Raw genomic sequence first — 26282 nt, 5'->3', positions numbered from 1 at the left:
TAGACCGTTCAAAGATGAATTTTATTCAACTCTGACACAACAAGATCAACCAAGCGGCCATGAGTGCCATGAAGTCGACGGGTTCAGCCCTGGAGCAGGTCGATCAACTCTCCCATATCTCCGAAGAGCCGGTCCGCCCCGGCCAACCGTTCCGCCGGCGTCATCGCCGTAAACCCGTACACATCCATCCCGGCCGCGACGGCCGCCCGCACCCCGAGCGGACTGTCCTCGACGACAAGGCACTTCTCCGGCGGCACCCCCATGCGCTCAGCCGCGTGAAGGAACAGATCCGGCGCGGGCTTCCCCCGCCCCACATCCTGCGAACTGAAGATCCGCCCGTCGTCGAACCACCGGTCAAGACCGGTCTTCCGATGCCCCACCCGGATCCGCTCATGACTCCCGGACGACGCCACACAGTACGGAACTCCGTCCGCGGCCAGCTTCTCCAGCACCTCCGCGACCCCGGCCACCGGCTCCAACTCCCGCTCGAAGGCGGCGAACACCCGCGCATGAAGGACATCGTCAAAGTCCACCGGCAACCGCTCCCCGGTCCGCTCCTCGACCAGATCGTGTACGCGGTGCATGGCGGCGCCCATGTAGTCGCGCAGGGAGTCCTCGTACGAGGTGGGGTGCCCCAACTCGGTGAGATAGGCGGCCAGCAGCGTGTTGGAAATGGGCTCGCTGTCCACGAGGACGCCGTCGTTGTCGAAGATCACCAGGTCATAGCGCATAGCAAAGACCCTAAACGCAAGAAAGCCCCCGCACCGAAGTGCGGGGGCTTTCTGCAATATTCGTTCGGCGGCGTCCTACTCTCCCACAGGGTCCCCCCTGCAGTACCATCGGCGCTGTAAGGCTTAGCTTCCGGGTTCGGAATGTAACCGGGCGTTTCCCTCACGCTATGACCACCGAAACACTATGAAACTGACAAACCGGAGCCGTGACCATGGCTACAACGGTTGTTCGTGGTTTCAGAACCAACACAGTGGACGCGAGCAACTGAGGACAAGCCCTCGGCCTATTAGTACCGGTCAGCTTCACCCCTTACGAGGCTTCCACATCCGGCCTATCAACCCAGTCGTCTACTGGGAGCCTTAACCCATCAAGTGGGTGGGAGCCCTCATCTCGAAGCAGGCTTCCCGCTTAGATGCTTTCAGCGGTTATCCCTCCCGAACGTAGCCAACCAGCCATGCCCTTGGCAGGACAACTGGCACACCAGAGGTTCGTCCGTCCCGGTCCTCTCGTACTAGGGACAGCCCTTCTCAAGACTCCTACGCGCACAGCGGATAGGGACCGAACTGTCTCACGACGTTCTAAACCCAGCTCGCGTACCGCTTTAATGGGCGAACAGCCCAACCCTTGGGACCGACTCCAGCCCCAGGATGCGACGAGCCGACATCGAGGTGCCAAACCATCCCGTCGATATGGACTCTTGGGGAAGATCAGCCTGTTATCCCCGGGGTACCTTTTATCCGTTGAGCGACGGCGCTTCCACAAGCCACCGCCGGATCACTAGTCCCGACTTTCGTCCCTGCTCGACCCGTCGGTCTCACAGTCAAGCTCCCTTGTGCACTTACACTCAACACCTGATTACCAACCAGGCTGAGGGAACCTTTGGGCGCCTCCGTTACCCTTTGGGAGGCAACCGCCCCAGTTAAACTACCCATCAGACACTGTCCCTGATCCGGATCACGGACCCAGGTTAGACATCCAGCACGACCAGACTGGTATTTCAACGACGACTCCACAGACACTGGCGTGCCCGCTTCACAGTCTCCCAGCTATCCTACACAAGCCGAACCGAACACCAATATCAAACTGTAGTAAAGGTCCCGGGGTCTTTCCGTCCTGCTGCGCGAAACGAGCATCTTTACTCGTAGTGCAATTTCACCGGGCCTATGGTTGAGACAGTCGAGAAGTCGTTACGCCATTCGTGCAGGTCGGAACTTACCCGACAAGGAATTTCGCTACCTTAGGATGGTTATAGTTACCACCGCCGTTTACTGGCGCTTAAGTTCTCAGCTTCGCCACACCGAAATGTGACTAACCGGTCCCCTTAACGTTCCAGCACCGGGCAGGCGTCAGTCCGTATACATCGCCTTACGGCTTCGCACGGACCTGTGTTTTTAGTAAACAGTCGCTTCTCGCTGGTCTCTGCGGCCACCCCCAGCTCAAGCAGCAAGTGCTATCACCAGTGATGGCCCCCCTTCTCCCGAAGTTACGGGGGCATTTTGCCGAGTTCCTTAACCATAGTTCACCCGAACGCCTCGGTATTCTCTACCTGACCACCTGAGTCGGTTTAGGGTACGGGCCGCCATGAAACTCGCTAGAGGCTTTTCTCGACAGCATAGGATCATCCACTTCACCACAATCGGCTCGGCATCAGGTCTCAGCCTCAATGTGTGACGGATTTACCTGCCACACGGCCTACACCCTTACCCCGGGACAACCACCGCCCGGGCTGGACTACCTTCCTGCGTCACCCCATCACTCACCTACTACCACCTTGGGCCGACGGCTCCACCACTTTCCTTTCCCCGAAGGGTCCGGAACGGCTTCACGGTCTTAGCATCAGAAGGTTCGATGTTTGACGCTTCACAGCGGGTACCGGAATATCAACCGGTTATCCATCGACTACGCCTGTCGGCCTCGCCTTAGGTCCCGACTTACCCTGGGCAGATCAGCTTGACCCAGGAACCCTTAGTCAATCGGCGCACACGTTTCTCACGTGTGTATCGCTACTCATGCCTGCATTCTCACTCGTGAACCGTCCACCACTAGCTTCCGCTGCGGCTTCACCCGGCACACGACGCTCCCCTACCCAACCCAGCGGGCGTTGGCCCTCATGCTGGATTGACACGACTTCGGCGGTACGCTTGAGCCCCGCTACATTGTCGGCGCGGAATCACTAGACCAGTGAGCTATTACGCACTCTTTCAAGGGTGGCTGCTTCTAAGCCAACCTCCTGGTTGTCTCTGCGACTCCACATCCTTTCCCACTTAGCGTACGCTTAGGGGCCTTAGTCGATGCTCTGGGCTGTTTCCCTCTCGACCATGGAGCTTATCCCCCACAGTCTCACTGCCGCGCTCTCACTTACCGGCATTCGGAGTTTGGCTAAGGTCAGTAACCCGGTAGGGCCCATCGCCTATCCAGTGCTCTACCTCCGGCAAGAAACACACGACGCTGCACCTAAATGCATTTCGGGGAGAACCAGCTATCACGGAGTTTGATTGGCCTTTCACCCCTAACCACAGGTCATCCCCCAGGTTTTCAACCCTGGTGGGTTCGGTCCTCCACGACCTCTTACAGCCGCTTCAACCTGCCCATGGCTAGATCACTCCGCTTCGGGTCTTGAGCGCGCTACTAAACCGCCCTGTTCGGACTCGCTTTCGCTACGGCTTCCCCACACGGGTTAACCTCGCAACACACCGCAAACTCGCAGGCTCATTCTTCAAAAGGCACGCAGTCACGACGCAAGGAACAAGTTCCTTGCGCGACGCTCCCACGGCTTGTAGGCACACGGTTTCAGGTACTATTTCACTCCGCTCCCGCGGTACTTTTCACCATTCCCTCACGGTACTATCCGCTATCGGTCACCAGGGAATATTTAGGCTTAGCGGGTGGTCCCGCCAGATTCACACGGGATTTCTCGGGCCCCGTGCTACTTGGGTGTCTCTCAAACGAGCCGTTGATGTTTCGACTACGGGGGTCTTACCCTCTACGCCGGACCTTTCGCATGTCCTTCGCCTACATCAACGGTTTCTGACTCGTCCTGTCGCCGGCAGACGACAGAAGAGAGATCCCACAACCCCGCATACGCAACCCCTGCCGGGTCTCACACGTATACGGTTTGGCCTCATCCGGTTTCGCTCGCCACTACTCCCGGAATCACGGTTGTTTTCTCTTCCTGCGGGTACTGAGATGTTTCACTTCCCCGCGTTCCCTCCACACACCCTATGTGTTCAGATGTGGGTGACAGCCCATGACGACTGCCGGGTTTCCCCATTCGGAAACCCCCGGATCAAAGCCTGGTTGACGACTCCCCGGGGACTATCGTGGCCTCCCACGTCCTTCATCGGTTCCTGGTACCAAGGCATCCACCGTGCGCCCTTAAAAACTTGGCCACAGATGCTCGCGTCCACTGTGCAGTTCTCAAACAACGACCAACCACCCACCACCCCACCCTCACGGGCGAGTTCACTGGGGCCGGCACTGAAGGCAGCCAATCAACCGGCCGTACCCTCAGACACCCAACAGCGTGCCCGGCACCCTCGCCACTCGTGATCAGCTTTCCACGCCCCGAAGGACAGTACTGGCAGCCGAGATGACTGAGAGTGCCGAATAATCAACGTTCCACCCATGAGCAACCACCGTCGGACGTGTGCCGACGTAATGGCCCTGGACCACCAAGTGAACCCGGCGGCCTAGATGCTCCTTAGAAAGGAGGTGATCCAGCCGCACCTTCCGGTACGGCTACCTTGTTACGACTTCGTCCCAATCGCCAGTCCCACCTTCGACAGCTCCCTCCCCACAAGGGGGTTGGGCCACCGGCTTCGGGTGTTACCGACTTTCGTGACGTGACGGGCGGTGTGTACAAGGCCCGGGAACGTATTCACCGCAGCAATGCTGATCTGCGATTACTAGCAACTCCGACTTCATGGGGTCGAGTTGCAGACCCCAATCCGAACTGAGACAGGCTTTTTGAGATTCGCTCCGCCTTGCGACATCGCAGCTCATTGTACCTGCCATTGTAGCACGTGTGCAGCCCAAGACATAAGGGGCATGATGACTTGACGTCGTCCCCACCTTCCTCCGAGTTGACCCCGGCAGTCTCCTGTGAGTCCCCAACCTCCCGAAGGAGTTGCTGGCAACACAGAACAAGGGTTGCGCTCGTTGCGGGACTTAACCCAACATCTCACGACACGAGCTGACGACAGCCATGCACCACCTGTCACCCGACCACAAGGGGGGCACCATCTCTGATGCTTTCCGGGCGATGTCAAGCCTTGGTAAGGTTCTTCGCGTTGCGTCGAATTAAGCCACATGCTCCGCTGCTTGTGCGGGCCCCCGTCAATTCCTTTGAGTTTTAGCCTTGCGGCCGTACTCCCCAGGCGGGGAACTTAATGCGTTAGCTGCGGCACCGACGACGTGGAATGTCGCCAACACCTAGTTCCCACCGTTTACGGCGTGGACTACCAGGGTATCTAATCCTGTTCGCTCCCCACGCTTTCGCTCCTCAGCGTCAGTAATGGCCCAGAGATCCGCCTTCGCCACCGGTGTTCCTCCTGATATCTGCGCATTTCACCGCTACACCAGGAATTCCGATCTCCCCTACCACACTCTAGTCTGCCCGTATCGAATGCAGACCCGGGGTTAAGCCCCGGGCTTTCACATCCGACGCGACAGACCGCCTACGAGCTCTTTACGCCCAATAATTCCGGACAACGCTTGCGCCCTACGTATTACCGCGGCTGCTGGCACGTAGTTAGCCGGCGCTTCTTCTGCAGGTACCGTCACTTGCGCTTCTTCCCTGCTGAAAGAGGTTTACAACCCGAAGGCCGTCATCCCTCACGCGGCGTCGCTGCATCAGGCTTCCGCCCATTGTGCAATATTCCCCACTGCTGCCTCCCGTAGGAGTCTGGGCCGTGTCTCAGTCCCAGTGTGGCCGGTCGCCCTCTCAGGCCGGCTACCCGTCGTCGCCTTGGTGAGCTTCTACCTCACCAACAAGCTGATAGGCCGCGGGCTCATCCCTCACCGCCGGAGCTTTCAACCCCCACCCATGCGGGCAGGAGTGTTATCCGGTATTAGACCCCGTTTCCAGGGCTTGTCCCAGAGTGAAGGGCAGATTGCCCACGTGTTACTCACCCGTTCGCCACTAATCCACCCCGAAGGGCTTCATCGTTCGACTTGCATGTGTTAAGCACGCCGCCAGCGTTCGTCCTGAGCCAGGATCAAACTCTCCGTGAATGTATTCCCGTAATCGGGACAACACCACGAGAGCGGAACAGTCGGACGGAATAAGCCCGGCTGTTCACAACGTCCTCGCTGTGCGCCTGCCAGGACCATGCCCGGCAGGACTTTTTCAAAGGAACCTCCACCCACCACATAATGCGGTGGACGGGGTATCAACATATCTGGCGTTGATTTTTGGCACGCTGTTGAGTTCTCAAGGAACGGACGCTTCCTTCGTACTCACCCTCTCGGGCTTTCCTCCGGGCGCTTCCCTTCGGTCTTGCGATCTTGCGTTTCCGACTCTATCAGACCGTTTTCCGATCCGATTTCCTCGGTGCTTTCCAGGTTTTCGCTTTCGCGTTTCCCTTTCCGGCGGTTCCGACTCTATCAGATCCTTTCGGGCCTGATTCCCGGTCAGAGCGGGCTGTCTTCGCGGTTGTTGGGCCGTTCCGACGAGTGAGACTTTAGCGGAATCCTGGCCCCCGAGCTAATCGGGGTCGCGCCCTTTCGAACGCGGATTCCTCATTCCGCAAACGCGCATGAGAACGGGCCGACGACGGATCGTCGCTCGTTGTGTGCTTGTTGCGGAATGGCTGTCCGGGGACCAACCGGAGTCGGCGCTCACGTCGGACAACTCGGAGAACACTACGTAGCGGTCCAGGGCGTGTCAACTTGACTCCAGGAGCCGCCCGGAGGCGTACCCTCGGGGCATGTCTACACACGCGTGCACCCAACTGTGGTGGGCCGCCTGACGGCGGCCGTACATACGCGTGTACTCAACGGCCGCCGCCTCGGCGGCCGTTTTCGTATCTCCCTCCTGGAGCGCCGGCCGGCGGTGGTGGCGGTCTCGACCAGGAGGTAGAGGAATGAAGCGGGTCTTCAGCGGGGTCAAGCCGACCGGGCATCTGACGTTGGGGAACTACCTGGGGGCGATGCGGCGGTGGGCCGCGGTCGATCAGCGTGAGGCCGACGCGCTGTTCTGCGTCGTCGACCTGCACTCGCTGACCGTGGACCACGATCCCGGCCGGGTACGCCGGCTCAGTAGGCAGGCGGCCACGCTGCTGCTGGCCGCGGGGCTCGATCCGAAGCTGTGCACCGTCTTCGTACAGAGTCATGTGGATGAGCACGCGCGGCTGTCGTATCTACTGGAGTGCGTGGCCACGGACGGCGAGATGCGGCGGATGATCCAGTACAAGGAGAAGGCCGCGGCCGAGCGGGTGCGGGGCGGGAGTGTGCGGCTGTCGCTGCTGACGTATCCCGTGCTGATGGCGGCGGACATCCTGGCGTACGGGACGGACGAGGTGCCCGTGGGGGACGACCAGTCGCAGCACGTGGAGCTGACCCGGGATCTGGCGGTGCGGTTCAACCAGCGGTACGGGCATACGTTCGTGGTGCCGCGGGCCACGCATCCCGAGGTGGCGGCCCGGGTCATGAATCTGCAGGAGCCGACGTCGAAGATGGGGAAGTCCGACGACGTCGGGACCGGGATCGTCTATCTGCTCGACGAGCCGGAGGTGATCCGGAAGAAGGTCATGCGGGCCGTGACCGACAGCGGGCGGGACGTGTCGTACGACCGGGAGGCCCGGCCTGGGATCTCGAATCTGCTGGAGATTCTCGCGGCGTGTGGAAGTGGGAACCCCGAGGCGTTGGCCGGTGTATATGAGTCGTACGGATCTTTGAAGAAGGACACTGCCGAGGCAGTGGTGGAGCTCCTCAGGCCCGTACAGCAGAGGCACAAGGAGTTGTGCGCGGATCCTGCGTACGTGGAAGGGGTGTTGCGGGAGGGTGCGGAGAAGGCGAGGGAGATGGCGAAGCCGAGGGTGGACGCGGCGTACCGGGCGATCGGGTTGCTGCCGGCGATGTGAGAGGAGCGGTGGGGCCGGGGGCGGGCCCGGCCCCGGGGCTCCTAGCTGTTGCCGGAGGCCAGTTCGCGGCTGCGGTCGCGGGCTGCTTCCAGGGCGGCGATGAGGGCTGCGCGTACGCCGTGGTTCTCGAGTTCGCGGATGGCGTTGATCGTGGTGCCCGCGGGAGACGTGACGTTCTCGCGGAGCTTCACGGGGTGTTCGCCGCTGTCGCGGAGCATTACGGCGGCGCCGATCGCGGACTGGACGATGAGGTCGTGCGCCTTGTCGCGGGGCAGGCCGAGCAGGATGCCGGCGTCGGTCATGGCCTCGACCAGGTAGAAGAAGTACGCCGGGCCCGAGCCGGAGAGTGCGGTGCAGGCGTCCTGCTGGGACTCGGGGACGCGGAGGGTCTTGCCGACCGCGCCGAAGATCTCCTCGGCGTGGGCGAGGTGCTCTGCGGTGGCGTGGCTGCCGGCGGAGATGACGGACATGGCCTCGTCGACCAGGGCGGGGGTGTTCGTCATGACACGGACGACGGGGGTGTTCTTAGCGAGGCGCTCCTCGAAGAAGGAGGTGGGGATGCCCGCGGCGCCGCTGATGACCAGGCGGTCGGCGGGGACGTGCGGGGCGAGTTCGTCGAGGAGGGTGCCCATGTCCTGGGGCTTGACCGTGAGGATCAGGGTGTCGGCGCTCTTGGCCGCCTCGGCGTTGGTGACCGGGGTGACGCCGTGGCGCTCCTGGAGTTCCTTGGCGCGCTCGGGGCGGCGGGTCGTGACCAGGAGGTCGGCGGGGGCCCAGCCGGCTCGGATCATTCCGCTGAGCAGGGCCTCGCCGATCTTGCCGGTGCCGAGCACTGCGACTTTCTGGGTCATGTTCGGTTGCCCTCCGGGGGTGCGTCGTCCGAGGCCCATCCTCGCACCGGGCACGGGCGCGGGCTGCTTTGTCCGGTGGGCGGGACGCGACCGACGGGTGGGCGGGGGTAGTGCTCGGTGTTACGCGGTGCGGCGGCGGAGGGTTGCCGCGCCGAGGGTCAGGACGAGGAAGGCGCAGGCCGCGACGATCAGGGCGTCGCGGACGAAGTTGGCGGTGACGTCGGTGTGCTTGAGGACTTCGTTCATGCCGTCGACGGCATACGACATGGGGAGGACGTTGGAGATGCCTTCGAGTACGGGGTGCATGTCGGGGCGCGGGGTGAACAGGCCGCAGAGGAGGAGCTGGGGGAAGATCACGGCAGGCATGAACTGGACGGCCTGGAACTCCGAGGACGCGAAGGCCGAGACGAAGAGGCCGAGGGCGGTGCCCAGCAGGGCGTCCAGGAGAGCCACCAGAAGGAGGAGCCAGGCCGAGCCCGTGACGTCCAGACCGAGGGTCCAGACGGCGAGACCGGTGGCGAGGGCCGACTGGACGATGGCGAGCGCGCCGAAGGCGAGGGCGTAGCCGGCGATGAGGTCCCCCTTGCCGAGGGGCATGGCGAGGAGGCGTTCCAGGGTGCCGGAGGTGCGTTCGCGGAGGGTGGCGATGGAGGTCACCAGGAACATCGTGATGAGGGGGAAGATGCCGAGCAGTGAGGCGCCGATGGAGTCGAAGGTGCGCGGGCTGCCGTCGAAGACGTAGCGGAGCAGCAGGAGCATCACGCACGGGATGAGGATCATCAGCGCGATCGAGCGCGGGTCGTGGCGGAGCTGGCGCAGGACCCGGGCCGCGGTGGCGAGGGTGCGGGCGTAGTTGATCGCGCTTGTCCTCGGGGGCTTGGCCGCGCCCGTGCGGGTGGTCGTGGTCGGGGTCGGGGTGCTCATCGGGCGGACTCCTTGCCGCGCTGGTTGCCGGCCGCGATCGCCTCGTCGACGAGATGGAGGAAGGCGGCCTCGACGGTGTGGCTGCCGGTCTGGGTGCGCAGGGCGTCCGGGGTGTCGTCGGCGAGGATCTCGCCCTCGCGCATCAGGAGCAGGCGGTGGCAGCGCTCGGCCTCGTCCATGACGTGGGAGGAGACGAGGAGGGTGGCGCCCCGGTCGGCGGCGATGGTGTGGAAGAGCTGCCACAGGTCGCGGCGGAGTACGGGGTCGAGGCCGACCGTGGGTTCGTCCAGGACGAGGAGTTCGGGGGTGCCGAGGAGGGCGACGGCGAGGGAGACGCGGCTGCGCTGGCCGCCGGAGAGGTTGCCCGCGAGGGCGGCTGCGTGGGAGGTGAGGTCCACGTCGGCGATGGCGTGGGTGACGTTCTCGTGGCGGCGCTGTGCGGCAGCGCGGCCGGGGTCGAGAATCGCGGCGAAGTAGTCCAGGTTCTGGCGGACGGTCAGGTCGTCGTAGACGGAGGGGGCTTGGGTGACGTAGCCGATACGGGAGCGGAGTGCGGCGTGGCCCGCGGGGAGGCCGAGGACGTCCAGGGTGCCGGTGACCTTGGCCTGGGTGCCGACGATCGACCTCATCAGGGTGGACTTGCCGCATCCCGAGGGGCCGAGCAGGCCGGTGATCTGGCCTCGGGGAACCTCGAAGTCGAGTCCGCGGAGGACTTGGCGGGTGCCGCGGACGACGGTGAGGGCGGTGGCTTGGACTGCGGGGGTTCCGGTGGTGGCGGCCGAGGGGGCCGTGGCAGCCGCAGGGGCCGTGGAGGGGTCCTGGGTGGTGGGTGGATCGGGCGAGTAATTCATCATGTGATGAATAATGCGCCTGGGTGGGTGGAGGCGTCAAGTCTGGGCGGGCTCTTGCGGCCTTCTTGGAGCCCTCTTCGTGGCCTTGGGGGGGAGGCGGCTGGGAGGGGGAGATAGCTGGTGAGGCACGTGGGTGTTGTGCCGTGTGGTGTTCGGAGTCAGGGGCGGCGTGCGATCAGGAGGTCGACGTTGTAGGTCTCCTCGACGACGCCGTCCGGGAACACCTCCAGGAGATGCTCGCGCTCCTCGGCGAGGAAGACCGCGGTGCCCTTCTCGCCGAGGACGAGGAAGATCGAGTGGCTGCCCATGTTGGCGAGGTGGGTGTCGAGAGGGACGCTGCGGCTCCAGCGGACCTGGTGGTGTGTGACGTCCGGGACGGTGATCGCGTCGGCGAGGGCGGTCTCGGCACGGGCGGCGGTGCCGACCCTCTTGCTGAGGGCGTCGCCACCGCCGAAGTACCGCTCGACGCGGCGCTCCTGGTCGGCGATCCACGGGACGTCCACGGCGTCGATGTTCCACCAGAGGGCGAGGGCACCGCCCGGGCGCAGGACGCGCATCGCTTCCGGGGCGGCCCGGGCGGGCTCTGTCCAGTGCCAGGCCTGGGCGTATGTCACGAAGTCGGCGGAGGAGTCGGTGAAGGGGAGGGCGTTGCCGTCGCCGCGTACGAGGGGGATGTCCGGGAGGGTGTGGCGGAATTGACGTGCCATGCCGTCGCCGGGCTCTACCGCCACGACGTTCGCGCCTCGGGCGTGCAACAGGGTGGTTGCGATGCCGGTGCCCGCGCCCACGTCGATTGCTCGGGCGCCCGCGAGGGGGCGGCCTGTGGCGTTCTCTATCGCGTCGAAGAGGGTGGGTGGGTAGGAGGGGCGGTTCGCGGCGTACTGGGCTGCGGCGGCGTTGAAGGAGTGGGCTCGAGTGTGGTGGTGAGCGCGTGAGGAGGCGGTCATGTCGCCATGGTGGCCTTGGGTGGGGGCAGGGGACAGTGGGCCTCGGTAAGAGGTTGGGGTGAGGGCGGGGAGGTTTTCGCCCCCGCCGCCCCTACCCATTCCCATCTTTACTCGGGGGCCAGCGCCCGAACCCCCGCTCCTCAAACGCCGGAGGGCTGAAAGGCACACCTCAGGGCCGAGATACCCAAGGGGCGCGGGGAACTGCGCGACCAGCCACACCCAACCCGCACCCGACAACCCACCCGACGGGACCTGGGGCGGAGCCCCTAGCGGCGGCGCTTGCGGGATGGGTTTCCGGTGCGGCGGGAGGTCCGGCGGGCGTGTTCGGTGCGCGCCGCCTCGTACTCCTGGCGGTGGAGTTGCTCGCCGGGGGCCTCGGTGAGGGAGCGGAAGAAGTAGGCCAGGAGGGCGCCTACAAAGCCGATGGTGAGGAGGCCGCGGAGGGATGCCTGGGTGTCGGGGTCGGGTCGCTCGGTGAAGCCTACCCACGTGCGGCGGAAAGCGATCGCGCTGCAGATCGCGAACATCACGGCGACGAGGAGGGTGACCAGGCTGCCCACGGCCGCGATCTCCAGGCCCTCGTACGCGAAGCGGAGGACCAGGCAGCTCAGCACCGCCGCCGCGAGTGAGCCGGCGGCCACGGCCGCGCGACGGGCCGCGTAACCGCCGTCGTGGTCCACCCAGGTCGTACCGAAGAAACGGATCGGTTCGGGGCGGGGGCCAGTGGGGGTGCCGGTTTCTTCGCTCACCGCTCGATTATCGCTCCGTGCGGCGGGAGTACCGATGTGGTGTGGCGGAGTGGTGGCGGAGTAGTGGCGGCCGGGCGGAGCGGCCCGGTCCGCTGGTCCGTGGACCCGCGGGCCGGGGCGCCCTGCGCGGTCAGCTGCAGCGCGGTGCCACGTAGCCGTCGCTGCCCGTATTCACGTAGGCGTCGGAGACGTACTCCCCGACCTTGATGTTGTCCCAGATGTTCGTCGTGCCGTAGGGGCCGCTGATCGTCTCGCCCGGGCGCTGGCAGAAGATCGGGACCTTGGAGCCCACCGGCAGGGTGCGGATCAGGCGGTACTGGGTGCCGGGGCCACTGCGGACGTTCACGGTGTAGCCGGGTGCGATCGAGTAGAGCTTCTGGGTCGCGGTGGCGGTCGTCTCCGCCCTCGCGCCCGTACTCTCGTCCGCGCTCTCTATCTCTTCAACAGCCATATGGGCCTCCCCGTTGGATGCGTTGGGACGCTCTGTCTTGATCGTCGCGAACGCGTTGGCTTGAAACGCTTTCTTGTCTTTGTGCACGCGGAGGCTAGCAAGCCGCGTGGGTCTCATACGAACCATCGACTAGGCTCCGTGCGTCGCGCGTGCGTACGTAATTCACGGGGGTGGGCCATGCCGCCACGACGCAGCGCCGGAACCGGTGCCGAAGCGGAACTTCCCGAATACGCCGGGCAGTACCGCCTTGAGTCATGCCTGGGCTCGGGCGGTATGGGTGTTGTCCATCTGGCGCGCTCGACCTCGGGGCTGCGGCTCGCGGTGAAGGTCGTACATGCCGAGTTCGCCAAGGACCCCGAGTTCAGGGGGCGGTTCCGGCAGGAGATCGCGGCCGCGCGCCGGGTCAGCGGTGCCTTCACCGCACCGGTCGTGGACGCCGACCCCGAGGCCGACCGGCCCTGGATGGCCACCCTGTTCATACCGGGGCTGACGCTGGCCGAGCATGTGAAGCGGAACGGTTCATTGTCGAGCGCGCAGTTGCGTCAGGTCATGGCCGGCCTCGCCGAGGCGTTGCGCGACATCCACCGTGCCGGTGTGGTGCACCGCGACCTCAAGCCGAGCAACGTCCTGCTCGCCGAGGACGGGCCCAAAGTCATCGACTTCGGCATCTCCCGGCCATCCGACAGCGAACTGCGCACGGAGACCGGCAAGCTGATCGGTACCCCGCCCTTCATGGCCCCCGAGCAGTTCCGCCGCCCTCGCGAGGTGGGTCCGGCAGCCGATATCTTCGCCCTCGGGTCGGTCCTGGTCCACGCGGCCACCGGGCGGGGGCCCTTCGACTCCGACAGTCCCTACATCGTCGCGTATCAAGTGGTGCACGATGAGCCGGACTTGACCGGCGTCCCCGACGATCTGGCTCCGCTCATCGTCCGCTGCCTCGCCAAGGAGCCGGACGAACGGCCCACGCCCGACGAACTCATGGGGGAACTGCGGCTCGTCTCCTCCCTTTACGACACGCAGGCGTTCATCCCCGCGCAGCGCACACCGGAACCAGAAGCAGAAAAAGGGTCGGGGACAGAGGCAGGGACAGAGGCAGAACTGGAGGCCGAAGCCGGGGCCGAGGGTGTCTCCGGGCTCGTGCCCGGGCCCGGGCACGAGTCTCTGACCGGAGACGGTGCGACTCACGTGCGCGGCCCGGGCGGCGGCGATGTCGTGGCCGGGTCGTCCGAGCCTTCCGGGCTTGCCTCGTCCGTCGGTTCCAGGGGTCTGTCGGACAGTTCCAGTGGTCCCTCGTCGCGTACCCGTCGGCGCCGTCGTCGGGTGCTTTTCTTCGGCGGCGCCGGTGTCGTGGCCGTACTGGCGGTGGGCGGTGCGCTCGTCTTCGGTGTGCCGGAGGTCGGCGGTGACTCCGGCGGTCGTTCGGATCCGGGTACGGGACGCCGGGCCGTCGCCGACACGTTCCGCCCGTGGGTCACGAAGGTGGGTACGGCACAGGCGGGCATGTCCAAGTGCGCGTACGGCGGCGGGGCGCTGCGCTGTGCCGCGCCGGGTGTGCTCGCCGCCTCCATCGATCCGCTCGACGGCAAGGTGCGGTGGACGCGGAAGGCCGAGGGCGCAGGGGACGGTACGACGGTCGCGCCCGTCCTGTCGGGTGGGCTGGTGCACGTCGTCACCCCGGACCGCGCACAACTCGTCGCGCTCGACCCCGACACGGGCAGGACCCGCTGGACGCTGGACCTTTCCGCGTACAACGGCAGTGTGCAGCACGCGGGCGACACGGTTCTGCTGACCTCGCCCGACGGCATGGTCACCGGTGTCGACGGGAAGACCGGGGACCGGCTGTGGCGGGAGCGCGTGGCCGGCGCGGCCCAGCCCCCGTTCGCGTACTTCGGCGGTGAGCTCGCGTACGCGACGACGCTGGGCGCCGACAACGTGAGTACGCAGGTGATCGCGGTGGATCTGCGGACCGGGGACATCCGGTGGCGTCACCGCCTCGACGGGGTGCTCAGTCCCGTCGGGGTCGAGGAAGGCACGCTCTGGCTGACCGAGGAGAACTCCTACCAGGAGACGGTGAGCGTCGTCGGCTACACGTCCGGCACCGGCGACGTACGGCGGATCCCCCTCGCCCTTCGGCTCCCGTCCACCACGGCCGCCCTGCACGACGGGACGGTCTCTTTACTGGCCACGGGAGGGGCGCTGGTGGCGGTGGACGTCGAGGCCGGCAAGCAGCGGTGGCGGCTGGAGACCTCGGTCAGCAGGGGGTCGGAGCCGACCGCCGACGGCCGGACCCTGTACGTCACCGCTCCTGACGGCCGGCTGCTCGCGGTCGACGCCCGTACGGGCAGGCTCCTGGGGCAGACCCGTCCGCGGCTCAGTAACGGCGGAACCGCGGGCGTCGTCGCCGAGGTGCCCGCACCCTTGGTGGTGGGCGACCGGGTCTACGGAAGCGCGCCCGACGGGAGTGTCTTCGCGGTGGATGCCGGCAAGCCCGCCGACTGGTAGGCACTGAGCCCCGTGAACTGGGCGAACCCGCCCGGTGGTGAGGACCGGGCGGGCCCACGTGACTGGGTGGTGCGGGCCAGGGACTGTACAGCCCTGACCGAGTTTGTCCGGGTACGGGCCTAGCCGAGTTTGGAGACGTCGCGGACCGCGCCCCTGTCGGCGCTGGTGGCCATCGCCGCGTACGCGCGGAGGGCGGCCGAGACCTTGCGGTCGCGGGCGGCCGGGGCGTACACGCCGTTCAGGGCCTCGCGGCGGGTGGCGAGTTCCTCGTCGGAGACCAGGAGCTCGATGCCGCGGTTCGGGATGTCGATGCGGATGCGGTCGCCGTCCTGGACGAGGGCGATCGTGCCGCCGGAGGCCGCCTCCGGGGAGGCGTGGCCGATGGAGAGGCCGGACGTGCCGCCGGAGAAGCGGCCGTCGGTGATCAGGGCGCAGGTCTTGCCGAGGCCGCGGCCCTTCAGGAAGGACGTCGGGTAAAGCATCTCCTGCATGCCGGGGCCGCCCTTGGGGCCCTCGTAGCGGATGACGACGACGTCGCCGTGCGTGATCTCCTTCTTGAGGATCTTGTCGACGGCCTCCTCCTGCGACTCGCAGACGACCGCAGGGCCCTCGAAGGTCCAGATCGACTCGTCCACGCCTGCCGTCTTCACGACACAGCCGTCGACGGCGAGGTTGCCCTTCAGAACCGCCAGGCCGCCGTCCTTCGAGTACGCGTGCTCCGCCGAGCGGATGCAGCCGCCCTCCGCGTCCTCGTCGAGGGCCTCCCAGCGCTCGGACTGGGAGAAGGCCTCGGCGGAACGGACGCAGCCGGGCGCCGCGTGCCACAGCTCCAGGGCCTCCGGGGACGGCGAGCCGCCGCGGACGTCCCAGGTCTTCAGCCAGTCCGCCAGGGACGGGCTGTGCACCGAGTGCACGTCCTCGTTCAGGAGGCCCGCGCGGTGGAGTTCGCCGAGCAGAGCGGGGATACCTCCGGCCCGGTGTACGTCCTCCATGTAGTACGTCCGGTCCTTCGCCACGTTCGGGGCGACCTTGGCGAGGCAGGGCACACGGCGCGAGACCGCGTTGATCTCGTCGAGGCCGAAGGGGACGCCCGCCTCCTGGGCCGCGGCCAGCAGGTGCAGGATCGTGTTGGTCGAACCGCCCATGGCGATGTCGAGCGCCATGGCGTTCTCGAAGGCCGCGATGGAGGCGATGGTGCGGGGCAGGACCGTCTCGTCGTTCTGCTCGTAGTAGCGGCGGGTGATGTCCATCACCGTGCGTCCCGCGTCCTCGTACAGCGCCTTGCGGGCGGTGTGCGTGGCGAGGACCGAGCCGTTGCCGGGGAGCGAGAGGCCGATGGCCTCCGTCAGGCAGTTCATGGAGTTGGCCGTGAACATGCCGGAACAGGAACCGCAGGTCGGACAGGCGTTCTCCTCGATACGGAGGATGTCCTCGTCCGAGATCTTGTCGTTCACGGCGTCGGAGATCGCGTCGACCAGGTCGAGCGTACGGACCGTGCCGTCGACCAAAGTGGCGCGGCCGGACTCCATGGGGCCGCCGGAGACGAAGACCGTCGGGATGTTCAGGCGCAGGGCCGCCATCAGCATGCCGGGCGTGATCTTGTCGCAGTTCGAGATGCAGATCAGGGCGTCGGCGCAGTGGGCCTCCACCATGTACTCCACGCTGTCCGCGATCAGGTCGCGGGAGGGGAGGCTGTAGAGCATGCCGCCGTGGCCCATCGCGATGCCGTCGTCGACGGCGATCGTGTTGAACTCGCGCGGGATGCCGCCGGCCGCTGTGATGGCCTCGCTCACGATCCGGCCGACCGGCTGGAGGTGGGTGTGGCCGGGCACGAACTCCGTGAAGGAGTTGGCGACCGCGATGATCGGCTTGCGGCCGATGTCCGCGCCCGGTACACCGGAGGCGCGCATAAGGGCGCGTGCGCCCGCCATGTTGCGGCCGTGGGTGACTGTGCGGGACCTCAGCTCGGGCATCGTCGCTCGCTCCTTCGGAGAGTAATGACTCACGTCGAGCGTACGCCGGTCATCCAGGGGTTGGACACGGCGTCCGGAATACGGGATGGGCGTCTCGGTTTTCGGCTGCGGGTCCGGTGGGGGCTTGTCACAGCCCCGCGCCCCTAAGGACGGGGCGCGGCCAGGTGGGCCTGGATCGCCGGGGCCACCCTCTCGATGATCTGCTCCGGGTTCGCCGAGGCCAGGGGCTCGACCTTGATCACGTACCGCAGCATCGCGATGCCCACGAGCTGGGCCGCCGCGAGCTCGGCACGCAGTTCGGCGTCCGGCGTGTCCAGCTGGGCGGCGACGCGGCGCAGCAGCTGGGCCGAGATGAGGCGGCGGAAGACCGAGGCCGCGACCTCGTTGTTCACGGCTGAGCGGATGATCGCGAGCAGCGCCTTGCGGGTGGCCGGGTTCTCCCAGACCCCGAAGAAGAAGCGGGCCAGCCGCTCTCCGACACCGTCGAGGGGGCCTTCCGCGATCGAGCCCGGGGCGCTCAGGAGGGGCCCGAAGGCGACCTCGATGGACGCCTCGAAGACCTGTTCCTTGGTGCCGAAGTAGTGGTGCACGAGCGCGGAGTCCACGCCCGCGGCCTTGGCGATGCCGCGTACGGACGTCTTCTCGTACCCCCGCTCGGAGAACTCCTCGCGAGCCGCCGCCAGGATGCGGTCGCGGGCGGCCGGAGTGTCCGCGGAGTCCGCGTGGGAGGGGCGTCCCCGGCGGCGCGGGGCGGCGTTGGTCACGGGCGCGGTCCCCCGCCGGGGACAGCTCTGACGGCCGAGGCCAGGTGGAGCCGGGTGAAGGCGAGGGCCTCCGCGAGGTCGGCCTCGCGTTCGGCGCTGGACATGGCTCGGCGGGTGTTGACCTCGATGACGACGTGACCGTCGAAACCGGACAGGGCGAGGCGTTCCAGCAGCTCGGCGCAGGGCTGTGTGCCGCGGCCGGGGACGAGGTGCTCGTCCTTGTTGGAGCCGTTGCCGTCGGCGAGATGGACGTGGCCCAGGCGGTCGCTCATGCGGTCGATCATCTGGAGTGCGTCCGTGCGGGCGGTCGCGGTGTGGCTGAGGTCGATCGTGAAGTGGCGGTAGTCGTCCTTCGTGACGTCCCAGTCCGGGGCGTAGGCGAGCATCTCGCGGTCGCGGTAGCGCCAGGGGTACATGTTTTCGACGGCGAACCGCACATCTGTCTCGTTCGCCATCTGCCAGATCCCGGTGACGAAGTCACGCGCGTACTGGCGCTGCCAGCGGAACGGGGGGTGTACGACGACCGTGCTCGCCCCGAGCTTCTCGGCGGCCGCCCGGGCGCGCTGGAGCTTGATCCACGGGTCGGTGGACCAGACGCGCTGGGTGATGAGCAGGCAGGGGGCGTGAATCGCGAGGATCGGGACCTGGTGGTAGTCGCTGAGGCGGCGGAGGGCCTCGATGTCCTGGCTGACCGGGTCGGTCCACACCATGACCTCGACGCCGTCGTAGCCGAGGCGTGCGGCGATCTCGAAGGCGGTCGCCGTCGACTCGGGGTACACGGAGGCCGTGGACAGGGCGACCTTCGCATCCGGGATCCGCACGACTGGTTCTGCCACGGGGACAGGTTACGGGGTGGTTCTGTTGGTTGTGTTCGGGTGGGGGGCTTTGGCCGGGGGGTGGTGGGTCGCGCCGTTGTGGGTATTGGCCGGAGGGCCGGTGCGGGTTGGGTGCGGGTTGGGTGTGGCTTGTCGCGCAGTTCCCCGCGCCCCTGGGGGATGGGGGCTGGGGTCGGTGTTGGCTGCGGGTTCGTTTGGGTTGCTCGCGCAGTTCCCCGCGCCACTAAAAGATTGCGCCGTTCCCCGCGCCCCTCATGGGGCACGGGGCGGTCTACGGGGAAGCCATCTGGTCCAGGCTTCGGAGGATTACGCCCTCTCTGAGGGCCCAGGGGCAGATTTCGAGGGTTTCCACGCCGAAGAGGTCCATGGCGCCCGCGGCGACGATGGCGCCGGCCAGGAGCTGGCCGGCGCGGCCGTCAGAGACACCGGGGAGTTCGGCGCGTTCGGCGGCGGTCATGGAGGCGAGGCGCGGGACCCAGTCCTCCAGGGAGCGGCGCTTGAGTTCGCGCTGGACGTACAGGCCGTCGGCCGAGCGCGCGGCACCCGCGATGCGCGCGAGCTGCCGGAAGGTCTTGGAGGTCGCGACCACGTGGTCGGGGGCACCGAAGCGGCTGAACTCCCCGACCGTACGGGCGATCTGGGCCCTCACATGGCGGCGCAGGGCCCTGATGTCCTCCGGGTCCGCGGGGTCGTTCGGCAGCCAGCCCGCGGTGAGCCGGCCCGCGCCCAGCGGCAGGGAGGCCGCCGCGTCCGGCTCCTCGTCGATGCCGTACGCGATCTCCAGGGAGCCGCCGCCGATGTCGAGGACGAGCAGCTTCCCCGCCGACCAGCCGAACCAGCGGCGGGCTGCGAGGAAGGTGAGCCGCGCCTCCTCGGCGCCGGTGAGGACCTGGAGCTCGACGCCGGTCTCGGCGCGGACCCGGGCGAGCACGTCGTCGGCGTTGCTGGCCTCGCGCACCGCGGAGGTCGCGAACGGCAGCAGGTCCTCGACGCCCTTGTCCTCGGCGGCCTGGAGCGCCTCCTGGACGACGGCGATCAGTTTGTCGACTCCTACGGAATCGATCGCGCCGCTCTCGTCGAGGAGTTCGGCGAGCCGCAACTCCGCCTTGTGCGAATGCGCGGGCAACGGGCGCGCGCCAGGGTGTGCATCCACCACCAGCAGATGCACCGTGTTCGAACCCACGTCGAGGACACCGAGTCTCATGTACAGAACGCTACTGCGCGCGGAACGGCCGGCAGTCCCCGGATGGGTTCCTGGCCATTTACTCTGGTCTCGTGCCAAAGACGAAAAAGGCAAAGGCCGACAAGTCGGCAGCGTCCGCCAAGTCCTCCAAGGCGGCGTCCAAGTCCAAGAAGTCCCCGGTGGTTCCGAAACAGGGCGACGAGAAGGGGCTCGACTTCGCGCGCGCGTGGGTGGAGTTCCCGGATCCGGCCGACGACGAGCAGGTCTTCCGCTGCGATCTGACATGGCTCACCTCTCGCTGGAACTGCATCTTCGGAAGCGGTTGCCAGGGCATCCAGGCGGGCCGCGCGGACGACGGGTGCTGCACGCTGGGCGCCCACTTCTCGGACGAGGACGACGAGAAGCGCGTCGCCGGACATGTGGCGAGGCTCACGCCGGAGATCTGGCAGCACCATGACGTGGGCACCGAGTCGGGCTGGGTCTCCCAGGACGAGGACGGCGACCGCCAGACCAGGCCGTACGAGGGCTCGTGCATCTTCCAGAACCGGCCGGGTTTCGCGGGCGGCGCGGGCTGCTCGCTGCACATCCTGGCCATCAAGGAGGGCCGCGAGCCCCTGGAGACCAAGCCGGACGTCTGCTGGCAGCTGCCGGTGCGGCGTACGTACGAGTGGATCGACCGGCCCGACGACACCCGGGTACTCCAGGTCTCGATCGGCGAGTACGACCGCCGCGGCTGGGGTCCTGGCGGGCACGACCTGCACTGGTGGTGCACGTCGGCGACCTCGGCGCACGGCGCGGGCGATCCGGTGTACGTCTCGTACCGGCCGGAACTGGTCGAACTGATGGGCAAGGCGGGATACGACCGCCTGGTCGAACTCTGCGAGGAGCGCCTGGCATCGCAGCTGCCGTTGCTGGCCCCGCATCCGGCGGACCCGCCCCGCGGCTGAGGGGCCATGCCGCGCGATTCCTTCCGCGCCTCGGAACGGGCTGCACCCCACAAGCAGGGGGCGCCCTACAAGGGGCGCGGGGAACTGCGCGACCAGCCCCCACCGGCCCGCAGACGACAACGCCCCGCGCGGGAAGCGTTCAGCCGCCCGACGGACTCGGGACGCCACTGCCACTCGGAGCCGCACGGCCACTGGGCGGCGGCGTAGTACCGGTAGAACCTCTGGAGGAGCCCGGCGGGGGTTCCGGCTCGGGGTCCGACGGCCCCGGCCCGCTGGGCGTGGGCTCGGGGTCGGGGCTGGAGGGCGACGGCTCGCTCGGCGTGGGCTCAGGACCCGGCCCTGGACCCGGGCCCGGACCAGGCCCCGGACCCGGACCTGGGTTGGTCGGGCCAGGACCGGTCGGCGTCGGCGGGTCCGGGCGCGGACCGGGGTGCGTCGGGCTCGGGCCCGCCGTCCCGTAGCCGTCGATCGTGACCACCGCGCCCGCGGGTGCGACCGACACACTGGCGCTCCAGGGGCCGATCGGCTCGCGCAGATGGTCGACGTACACCTTGATCGTCAACGACTCGCCCGGCTCCAGCGTTCCGGACGACTGGCTCAGGTAGAGCCAGGACGCCCCGGTGTACGCGGACCAGTGGACCGGTACCGGTGAACTCCCGGTCGCCCTGAGGGTGATGAGCGTCGTGTCGCCGCTGGAACCGGCCTCTACGGAGAGGCCGCTTTTGCGCTGCCCCGAGGCCACGCCGATGACCTCCACGGAGACGTCGGACGTACCACTGACCGGGGCGAAGCGGGGGTCGGGTCTGGTGCTGGTGTTGCCGGCGTTCTCGTAGCCGGGCGCCTCGCTGTCTAGTCCGTCGGAGTCGGAGTCGTGTGCCTCGCTCGCGGTGACCGGGCGGCCGTCCGCTCCCTCGCCGATGAGGGGCGCGCCGCGGTAGGCCGCCCAGAGGGCGAGCACGGGGGCCGCCACGACGGTGGCGACGACGGTGGTGGTGACGGCACGCGCGCGCAGTCGGTCGCGACGGGCCGCGTGGTCCTTGGGATCCAGCGGGAAACCGCGCCGGTCGAAGCGCGGACCGCCGCCCCGCGCGCGTGGGACATGCGTCATCGCCCGGTGGAGGGCCGCGCGCGGGGCGTCGAGTACGGGCAGCGCGGCGGGCGTGACGCTGGTGCCGGGCCAGGAGCCGGGGACCGCGCGCTCGGCGGTACGGCGGCAGCGGGGGCAGTCGTCGACGTGCCGGACCAGTTCGCGGCGCACGGCGGCGCTGAGGACGAGGTGGTTGTCGCCGGTGAGCCGGGTGACTCCCGGACAGGTGCCGGTCTCGACGACGGCGAGGGCCGCGCGGGTGCGCTCGACCTCGCAGGCGGCCGTCGCGAGGAGTTCGCGGGCGGCGGTCGGGTCCATGCCAATGACGGCGGCGACCTCGTGAACGGCGAGCTGGTGCCGTACGGCGAGTTCGAGCGCCTCACGCTGTTCGGGCGTCGTACCGGCGGCCTCCGGCCAGGCCAGCAGGGCGAGTTCGCGACGACGACGGTCCTCCTCGGCGGCGGCGAGGAGGTCGGCGGTCCGGTCGCCCGTCTGGCCACCGGGGCGGTCGGGACCCGCGGCGAAGGTGCGGTGGGCGGCGGCATGGCCGCCCTGCGACTGCCCTTCCGCGTACCGGCCCTGGGAACGGCCGTCGACGTACGCACCTTGAGGACGACCGTCGACGTACGCACCTTGAGGACGACCGTCGACGTGCGCGCCCTGGGAACGGCCCAGGCCGTGCGTGGCCTCGGTGCGCCCCGAGGCGTGCGCGCCATGACGTTTCTGCTTGGCCTCGGCGAGTTTGCGCAGGCACGACCAGCGGGCGAGGGCGTACAGCCAGGCCCTGCGGTCGTCGGGCGCCTCCGGGCCGCGCTGGCCGCGGCGCTCGGCGAGCGCGAGGACGTCGCCGAGGGCGGCGGTCGCCGTGTCGTGGTCGCACAGCACGGACAGGCAATAGGTGAACAGGCCGTCCAGGTACGGCTCGTAGCGCGGGGGCGGGCACTGCGCCAGCGTGCGCGCCGCCGCCCGGTCACGCGCCTCACGGTGCGCTCGGTGTGCGCCGAAGGTACGGGTCGAGGTCTCGGGACTGCGGCTCATCACCCGTGCGACCGTAGAGGCCGGGCGGCGGCCCCTACTTCCGGCTTGCGCACAATTAATCCGTACGGGTGAAACGATCCCTCATAAGGGGACAGGAACCGTGGATTCCGTGGCGTGTTCCTGACGAGTCGTGGCCGGTTTGCGAAGGGTGCCCGGTTATCGGCACCGGGTGCGGAACGGACCGGCGTCGCGCTGTCAGTGGGGGCGGTTACGGTTCGTGTCATGGCTGCCCGTACGAAGACCGCGAAGGACCGGCCGTCCTACCGCTGCACCGAGTGCGGCTGGCAGGCGGCCAAGTGGCTCGGTCGCTGCCCCGAATGCCAGGCATGGGGGACGATCGACGAGTACGGCGCGCCCGCGGTGCGTACGACGGCCCCCGGCCGGGTCACCACGTCCGCGCTGCCCATCGGCCAGGTCGACGGCAGGCAGGCGACCGCCCGCTCGACCGGCGTGCCCGAGCTGGACCGGGTGCTCGGCGGCGGGCTCGTGCCGGGCGCGGTGGTGCTCGTGGCGGGCGAGCCGGGCGTCGGCAAGTCCACGCTGCTGCTGGACGTGGCGGCGAAGGCGGCGAGTGACGAACACCGCACGCTCTACATCACGGGCGAGGAGTCGGCGAGCCAGGTCCGGCTGCGCGCCGACCGCATCAAGGCGATCGACGACCACCTGTATCTGGCGGCGGAGACCGATCTGGCCACGGTCCTCGGCCACTTGGACGCGGTGAAGCCGTCCCTGCTCATCGTCGACTCCGTGCAGACGGTGGCCTCTCCGGAGATCGACGGTGCCCCCGGAGGCATGTCCCAGGTCCGTGAGGTGGCCGGGGCCCTGATCCGCGCCTCCAAGGAGCGCGGCATGGCCACCCTGCTTGTGGGCCATGTCACCAAGGACGGTGCCATCGCGGGACCGCGGCTCCTGGAGCACCTCGTGGACGTCGTCCTGAGCTTCGAGGGCGACCGGCACGCGCGCCTTCGGCTCGTACGGGGCGTCAAGAACCGTTACGGGACGACGGACGAGGTCGGCTGCTTCGAACTGCACGACGAGGGCATCACCGGCCTGACCGACCCGAGCGGCCTGTTCCTCACCCGCCGTGCCGAGCCCGTCCCCGGCACCTGTCTGACCGTCACCCTCGAAGGCCGCCGCCCCTTGGTGGCCGAGGTCCAGGCGCTCACCGTGGACACCCAGATCCCCACCCCGAGGCGTACGACCTCCGGTCTGGAGACCTCCCGGGTCCAGATGATGCTCGCCGTTCTGGAGCAGCGCGGCCGGATCAGCGCCATCGGGAAGCGGGACATCTACACCGCGACGGTCGGCGGTGTGAAGCTCACCGAGCCCGCCGCGGACCTGGCGATCGCGCTCGCGCTGGCCAGCGCCGCGAGTGACACCCCACTGCCCAAGAACCTCGTCGCGATCGGCGAAGTAGGCCTGGCGGGCGAGGTCAGACGGGTCACGGGCGTCCAGCGCAGACTCGCCGAAGCCCACCGTCTGGGCTTCACCCACGCCCTCGTTCCGGGCGACCCGGGCAAGATCCCTGCCGGCATGAAGGTCCTGGAAGTCGGCGACATGGGGGACGCGCTGAGAGTCCTCCCGAGGTCGCGTCGGCGAGAGGCCCCACGGGACGAGGAAGAGCGCCGGTAGACTTTGCCCAGGTCTCGCCCGTCCGTACGAACTCAGGGCGCCCCCAGACACCTGCGACCGGAGGAGTGCAGTGGCAGCCAACGACCGGGCAGCAGTTCCCGGCAAGTCCGGCGGGAGTTCCGGTGCCGAAGGCCTGATGCGCACCTCACTCAGCGCCGTGGCACCCGGAACCGGACTGCGTGACGGCCTGGAGCGCATCCTCCGCGGCAACACCGGCGGGCTCATCGTGCTCGGCTGGGACAAGACCGTCGAGGCGATGTGCAGCGGCGGTTTCGTGCTGGACGTCGAGTTCACGGCGACCCGGCTGCGCGAGCTGTGCAAGCTCGACGGCGGCATCATCGTCGACAAGGACATCACCAAGATCCTGCGGGCCGGTGTGCAATTGGTGCCCGACCCCACCATCGCGACGGAGGAGACGGGCACCCGTCACCGCACGGCGGACCGGGTGAGCAAGCAGGTCGGCTTCCCCGTCGTCTCCGTCTCCCAGTCCATGCGGCTGATCGCGCTGTACGTGGACGGGCAGCGGCGGGTCCTGGAGGACTCGGCCGCGATCCTCTCCCGCGCGAACCAGGCGCTGGCCACGCTGGAGCGGTACAAGCTCCGCCTCGACGAGGTCGCGGGCACGTTGTCGGCCCTCGAAATCGAGGACCTTGTCACCGTTCGGGATGTTTCGGCGGTGGCCCAGCGGCTGGAGATGGTGCGCCGGATCGCCACGGAGATCGCCGAGTACGTGGTCGAGTTGGGCACGGACGGGCGGTTGCTCGCGCTCCAGCTGGACGAGTTGATCGCCGGGGTCGAGCCCGAGCGGGAGCTTGTCGTGCGGGACTATGTGCCCGAACCGACGGCCAAGCGGTCGCGGACCGTTGACGAGGCGCTGTTCGAGCTCGACGCGCTCACGCATGCGGAGCTTCTTGAACTGCCCACGGTGGCACGGGCGTTGGGGTACACGGGGTCGCCCGAGGCGCTCGACTCCGCGGTTTCGCCCCGCGGGTTCCGGTTGTTGGCCAAGGTGCCGCGGTTGCCGGGGGCCATTATCGACCGGCTTGTCGAGCACTTCGGTGGGTTGCAGAAGCTTCTCGCCGCGAGCGTGGATGATCTGCAGACCGTGGACGGGGTGGGGGAGGCTCGGGCCCGGAGTGTGCGGGAGGGGCTTTCTCGGTTGGCGGAGTCTTCGATTCTTGAGCGGTACGTGTAGCCGTCCGGCGGTTTGGCGGGGGGGTGCCTCTATGTTCTTCGTCAAGCGTGTGGGCAGCTTCGGCTTGGGGTCCGTTCTTCTTCGTGGGGCATGAGACTGTCTGGTCGTGCCAGAGATGATGAGTGGGTTGGAGGCGGCCTTGGCTGAGGCGTCGTCTCCTTCGTGGACGCAACGTGTTCGTGCCGGGCGCGACCTTGCTTCCTTCGCTGATGTTTCTGAGGCTGCGGAAGCGCTGGTGGGGCTGCTGCTGGACGTCGAGGACACGGCGGTGATCCGACAGACGGCAGAGGCCCTGGCCCGGGTGGGGACGGTGGCCGCCGTAAGGCTCATCGCTCTCGCGGTTGCCGAGGCTGACGACAACCAGGCTGACTGGCTGCAGACCGGGGTGCATGACGCGCTCGTGGGACCGGACGGTGTGCCGGACGTCGCAGCGGCCTGCGCGAACCTCGCCCGGGACCAGGAGGACGCTGTCCGACGGGCTGCCGCAGATATCTCGGCGTGGACAGACGACACAAGGCGTTGACCTGAATCGACCTGC

18 protein-coding genes and 3 rRNA genes are annotated in these 26282 nt (G+C 67.6%); 6 read left to right on the top strand and 15 right to left on the bottom strand.

The window, feature by feature from the left end:
* Positions 1-83 precede the first annotated feature (83 nt).
* The 4 genes from OHA11_RS26660 to OHA11_RS26645 form a co-directional block, all read right to left on the bottom strand.
* On the bottom strand, positions 84-731 hold the full coding sequence (locus tag OHA11_RS26660) for an HAD family phosphatase (protein ID WP_266500520.1): 648 nt from the start codon (positions 729-731) through the stop codon (positions 84-86).
* Between the two features lie 62 nt (positions 732-793).
* Positions 794-910: ribosomal RNA gene (rrf, locus tag OHA11_RS26655) — 5S ribosomal RNA — on the bottom strand.
* An 88-nt stretch (positions 911-998) separates the two neighbouring features.
* Positions 999-4121 (bottom strand): 23S ribosomal RNA (locus tag OHA11_RS26650).
* 315 nt (positions 4122-4436) lie between these two features.
* A 16S ribosomal RNA gene (locus OHA11_RS26645) occupies positions 4437-5964 on the bottom strand.
* Together the 16S, 23S and 5S rRNA genes form the textbook arrangement of a ribosomal RNA operon.
* Before the next feature lie 851 nt (positions 5965-6815).
* Here OHA11_RS26645 and trpS point away from each other — a divergent pair.
* Positions 6816-7814 carry a tryptophan--tRNA ligase gene (trpS, locus tag OHA11_RS26640; RefSeq protein ID WP_266500517.1) on the top strand — a complete coding sequence of 333 codons (999 nt, stop codon included), beginning with the start codon at positions 6816-6818 and terminating at the stop codon, positions 7812-7814.
* A 41-nt stretch (positions 7815-7855) separates the two neighbouring features.
* On the opposite strand, the gene proC is transcribed toward trpS, so the two are convergent.
* The 6 genes from proC to OHA11_RS26610 form a co-directional block, all read right to left on the bottom strand.
* Entirely contained in the window at positions 7856-8665 is an 810-nt protein-coding gene (gene proC / locus OHA11_RS26635; RefSeq protein ID WP_266500514.1) for a pyrroline-5-carboxylate reductase, read from the bottom strand.
* A gap of 120 nt (positions 8666-8785) precedes the next feature.
* Complete coding sequence (locus OHA11_RS26630; RefSeq protein ID WP_266500510.1) at positions 8786-9589, bottom strand: ABC transporter permease; 804 nt, start codon at positions 9587-9589, stop codon at positions 8786-8788.
* Positions 9586-10443 (bottom strand): ABC transporter ATP-binding protein, encoded by an 858-nt coding sequence (locus OHA11_RS26625; protein ID WP_266500507.1) that lies wholly within the window; start codon positions 10441-10443, stop codon positions 9586-9588. Before OHA11_RS26625 ends, OHA11_RS26630 begins: the two co-directional genes overlap by 4 nt.
* A 155-nt stretch (positions 10444-10598) precedes the next feature.
* Positions 10599-11387, bottom strand: a complete 789-nt coding sequence (locus tag OHA11_RS26620) for a class I SAM-dependent methyltransferase (protein ID WP_266500504.1) — start codon at positions 11385-11387, stop codon at positions 10599-10601.
* Positions 11388-11653: 266 nt separating this feature from the next.
* Positions 11654-12136 (bottom strand): EamA/RhaT family transporter, encoded by a 483-nt coding sequence (locus tag OHA11_RS26615; protein WP_266500501.1) that lies wholly within the window; start codon positions 12134-12136, stop codon positions 11654-11656.
* Positions 12137-12266: 130 nt separating this feature from the next.
* Positions 12267-12587: an SH3 domain-containing protein gene (locus OHA11_RS26610; RefSeq protein WP_266500498.1), complete on the bottom strand. Its 321-nt coding sequence runs from the start codon at positions 12585-12587 to the stop codon at positions 12267-12269.
* A 177-nt stretch (positions 12588-12764) separates the two neighbouring features.
* Between OHA11_RS26610 and OHA11_RS26605 the strand changes: the two genes are divergently transcribed.
* Complete coding sequence (locus OHA11_RS26605) at positions 12765-15089, top strand: serine/threonine-protein kinase (RefSeq protein ID WP_266500495.1); 2325 nt, start codon at positions 12765-12767, stop codon at positions 15087-15089.
* A gap of 119 nt (positions 15090-15208) precedes the next feature.
* Here the strand turns inward: OHA11_RS26605 and ilvD are convergent, their stop codons facing one another.
* The 4 genes from ilvD to OHA11_RS26585 form a co-directional block, all read right to left on the bottom strand.
* Positions 15209-17062 (bottom strand): dihydroxy-acid dehydratase, encoded by a 1854-nt coding sequence (gene ilvD, locus OHA11_RS26600; protein ID WP_266500492.1) that lies wholly within the window; start codon positions 17060-17062, stop codon positions 15209-15211.
* 143 nt (positions 17063-17205) lie between these two features.
* Positions 17206-17826, bottom strand: a complete 621-nt coding sequence (locus tag OHA11_RS26595) for a TetR/AcrR family transcriptional regulator (RefSeq protein WP_266500489.1) — start codon at positions 17824-17826, stop codon at positions 17206-17208.
* Positions 17823-18662: a sugar phosphate isomerase/epimerase gene (locus OHA11_RS26590; RefSeq protein ID WP_266500486.1), complete on the bottom strand. Its 840-nt coding sequence runs from the start codon at positions 18660-18662 to the stop codon at positions 17823-17825. Before OHA11_RS26590 ends, OHA11_RS26595 begins: the two co-directional genes overlap by 4 nt.
* Before the next feature lie 271 nt (positions 18663-18933).
* Complete coding sequence (locus OHA11_RS26585) at positions 18934-19866, bottom strand: Ppx/GppA phosphatase family protein (protein WP_266500483.1); 933 nt, start codon at positions 19864-19866, stop codon at positions 18934-18936.
* Between the two features lie 158 nt (positions 19867-20024).
* Here OHA11_RS26585 and OHA11_RS26580 point away from each other — a divergent pair, with 158 nt between their 5' ends.
* On the top strand, positions 20025-20792 hold the full coding sequence (locus OHA11_RS26580) for a hypothetical protein (RefSeq protein ID WP_266507477.1): 768 nt from the start codon (positions 20025-20027) through the stop codon (positions 20790-20792).
* 139 nt (positions 20793-20931) lie between these two features.
* Here the strand turns inward: OHA11_RS26580 and OHA11_RS26575 are convergent, their stop codons facing one another.
* Complete coding sequence (locus OHA11_RS26575) at positions 20932-22917, bottom strand: hypothetical protein (RefSeq protein WP_266500480.1); 1986 nt, start codon at positions 22915-22917, stop codon at positions 20932-20934.
* Positions 22918-23139: 222 nt separating this feature from the next.
* Between OHA11_RS26575 and radA the strand changes: the two genes are divergently transcribed.
* From radA to OHA11_RS26560, 3 genes are all read left to right on the top strand, one after another.
* A complete protein-coding gene (gene radA, locus OHA11_RS26570) occupies positions 23140-24549 on the top strand; it encodes a DNA repair protein RadA (RefSeq protein WP_266500477.1) in 1410 nt (469 codons plus the stop codon).
* A 70-nt stretch (positions 24550-24619) separates the two neighbouring features.
* On the top strand, positions 24620-25744 hold the full coding sequence (gene disA, locus OHA11_RS26565; protein ID WP_266500475.1) for a DNA integrity scanning diadenylate cyclase DisA: 1125 nt from the start codon (positions 24620-24622) through the stop codon (positions 25742-25744).
* A 115-nt stretch (positions 25745-25859) separates the two neighbouring features.
* Complete coding sequence (locus OHA11_RS26560; protein ID WP_266507475.1) at positions 25860-26267, top strand: hypothetical protein; 408 nt, start codon at positions 25860-25862, stop codon at positions 26265-26267.
* The last annotated feature ends 15 nt before the right edge of the window (positions 26268-26282 follow it).

Origin of the sequence: Streptomyces sp. NBC_00878 (assembly GCF_026341515.1) — a bacterium.
Lineage (GTDB): Bacteria > Actinomycetota > Actinomycetes > Streptomycetales > Streptomycetaceae > Streptomyces.
Note: the sequence above shows the minus strand (reverse complement) of the source record. Positions and strands in the feature narration are given on the sequence as shown.

Excerpts from the sequence above, each read along its gene's own strand:
- OHA11_RS26660 (WP_266500520.1), bottom strand. The coding sequence starts at position 731 with ATGCGCTATGACCTGGTGATCTTCGACAACGACGGCGTCCTCGTGGAC.
- trpS (WP_266500517.1), top strand. The coding sequence starts at position 6,816 with ATGAAGCGGGTCTTCAGCGGGGTCAAGCCGACCGGGCATCTGACGTTG.
- proC (WP_266500514.1), bottom strand. The coding sequence starts at position 8,665 with ATGACCCAGAAAGTCGCAGTGCTCGGCACCGGCAAGATCGGCGAGGCC.
- OHA11_RS26630 (WP_266500510.1), bottom strand. The coding sequence starts at position 9,589 with ATGAGCACCCCGACCCCGACCACGACCACCCGCACGGGCGCGGCCAAG.
- OHA11_RS26625 (WP_266500507.1), bottom strand. The coding sequence starts at position 10,443 with ATGATGAATTACTCGCCCGATCCACCCACCACCCAGGACCCCTCCACG.
- OHA11_RS26620 (WP_266500504.1), bottom strand. The coding sequence starts at position 11,387 with ATGACCGCCTCCTCACGCGCTCACCACCACACTCGAGCCCACTCCTTC.
- OHA11_RS26610 (WP_266500498.1), bottom strand. The coding sequence starts at position 12,587 with ATGGCTGTTGAAGAGATAGAGAGCGCGGACGAGAGTACGGGCGCGAGG.
- OHA11_RS26605 (WP_266500495.1), top strand. The coding sequence starts at position 12,765 with ATGCCGCCACGACGCAGCGCCGGAACCGGTGCCGAAGCGGAACTTCCC.
- ilvD (WP_266500492.1), bottom strand. The coding sequence starts at position 17,062 with ATGCCCGAGCTGAGGTCCCGCACAGTCACCCACGGCCGCAACATGGCG.
- OHA11_RS26585 (WP_266500483.1), bottom strand. The coding sequence starts at position 19,866 with ATGAGACTCGGTGTCCTCGACGTGGGTTCGAACACGGTGCATCTGCTG.
- OHA11_RS26575 (WP_266500480.1), bottom strand. The coding sequence starts at position 22,917 with ATGAGCCGCAGTCCCGAGACCTCGACCCGTACCTTCGGCGCACACCGA.
- radA (WP_266500477.1), top strand. The coding sequence starts at position 23,140 with ATGGCTGCCCGTACGAAGACCGCGAAGGACCGGCCGTCCTACCGCTGC.
- OHA11_RS26560 (WP_266507475.1), top strand. The coding sequence starts at position 25,860 with ATGATGAGTGGGTTGGAGGCGGCCTTGGCTGAGGCGTCGTCTCCTTCG.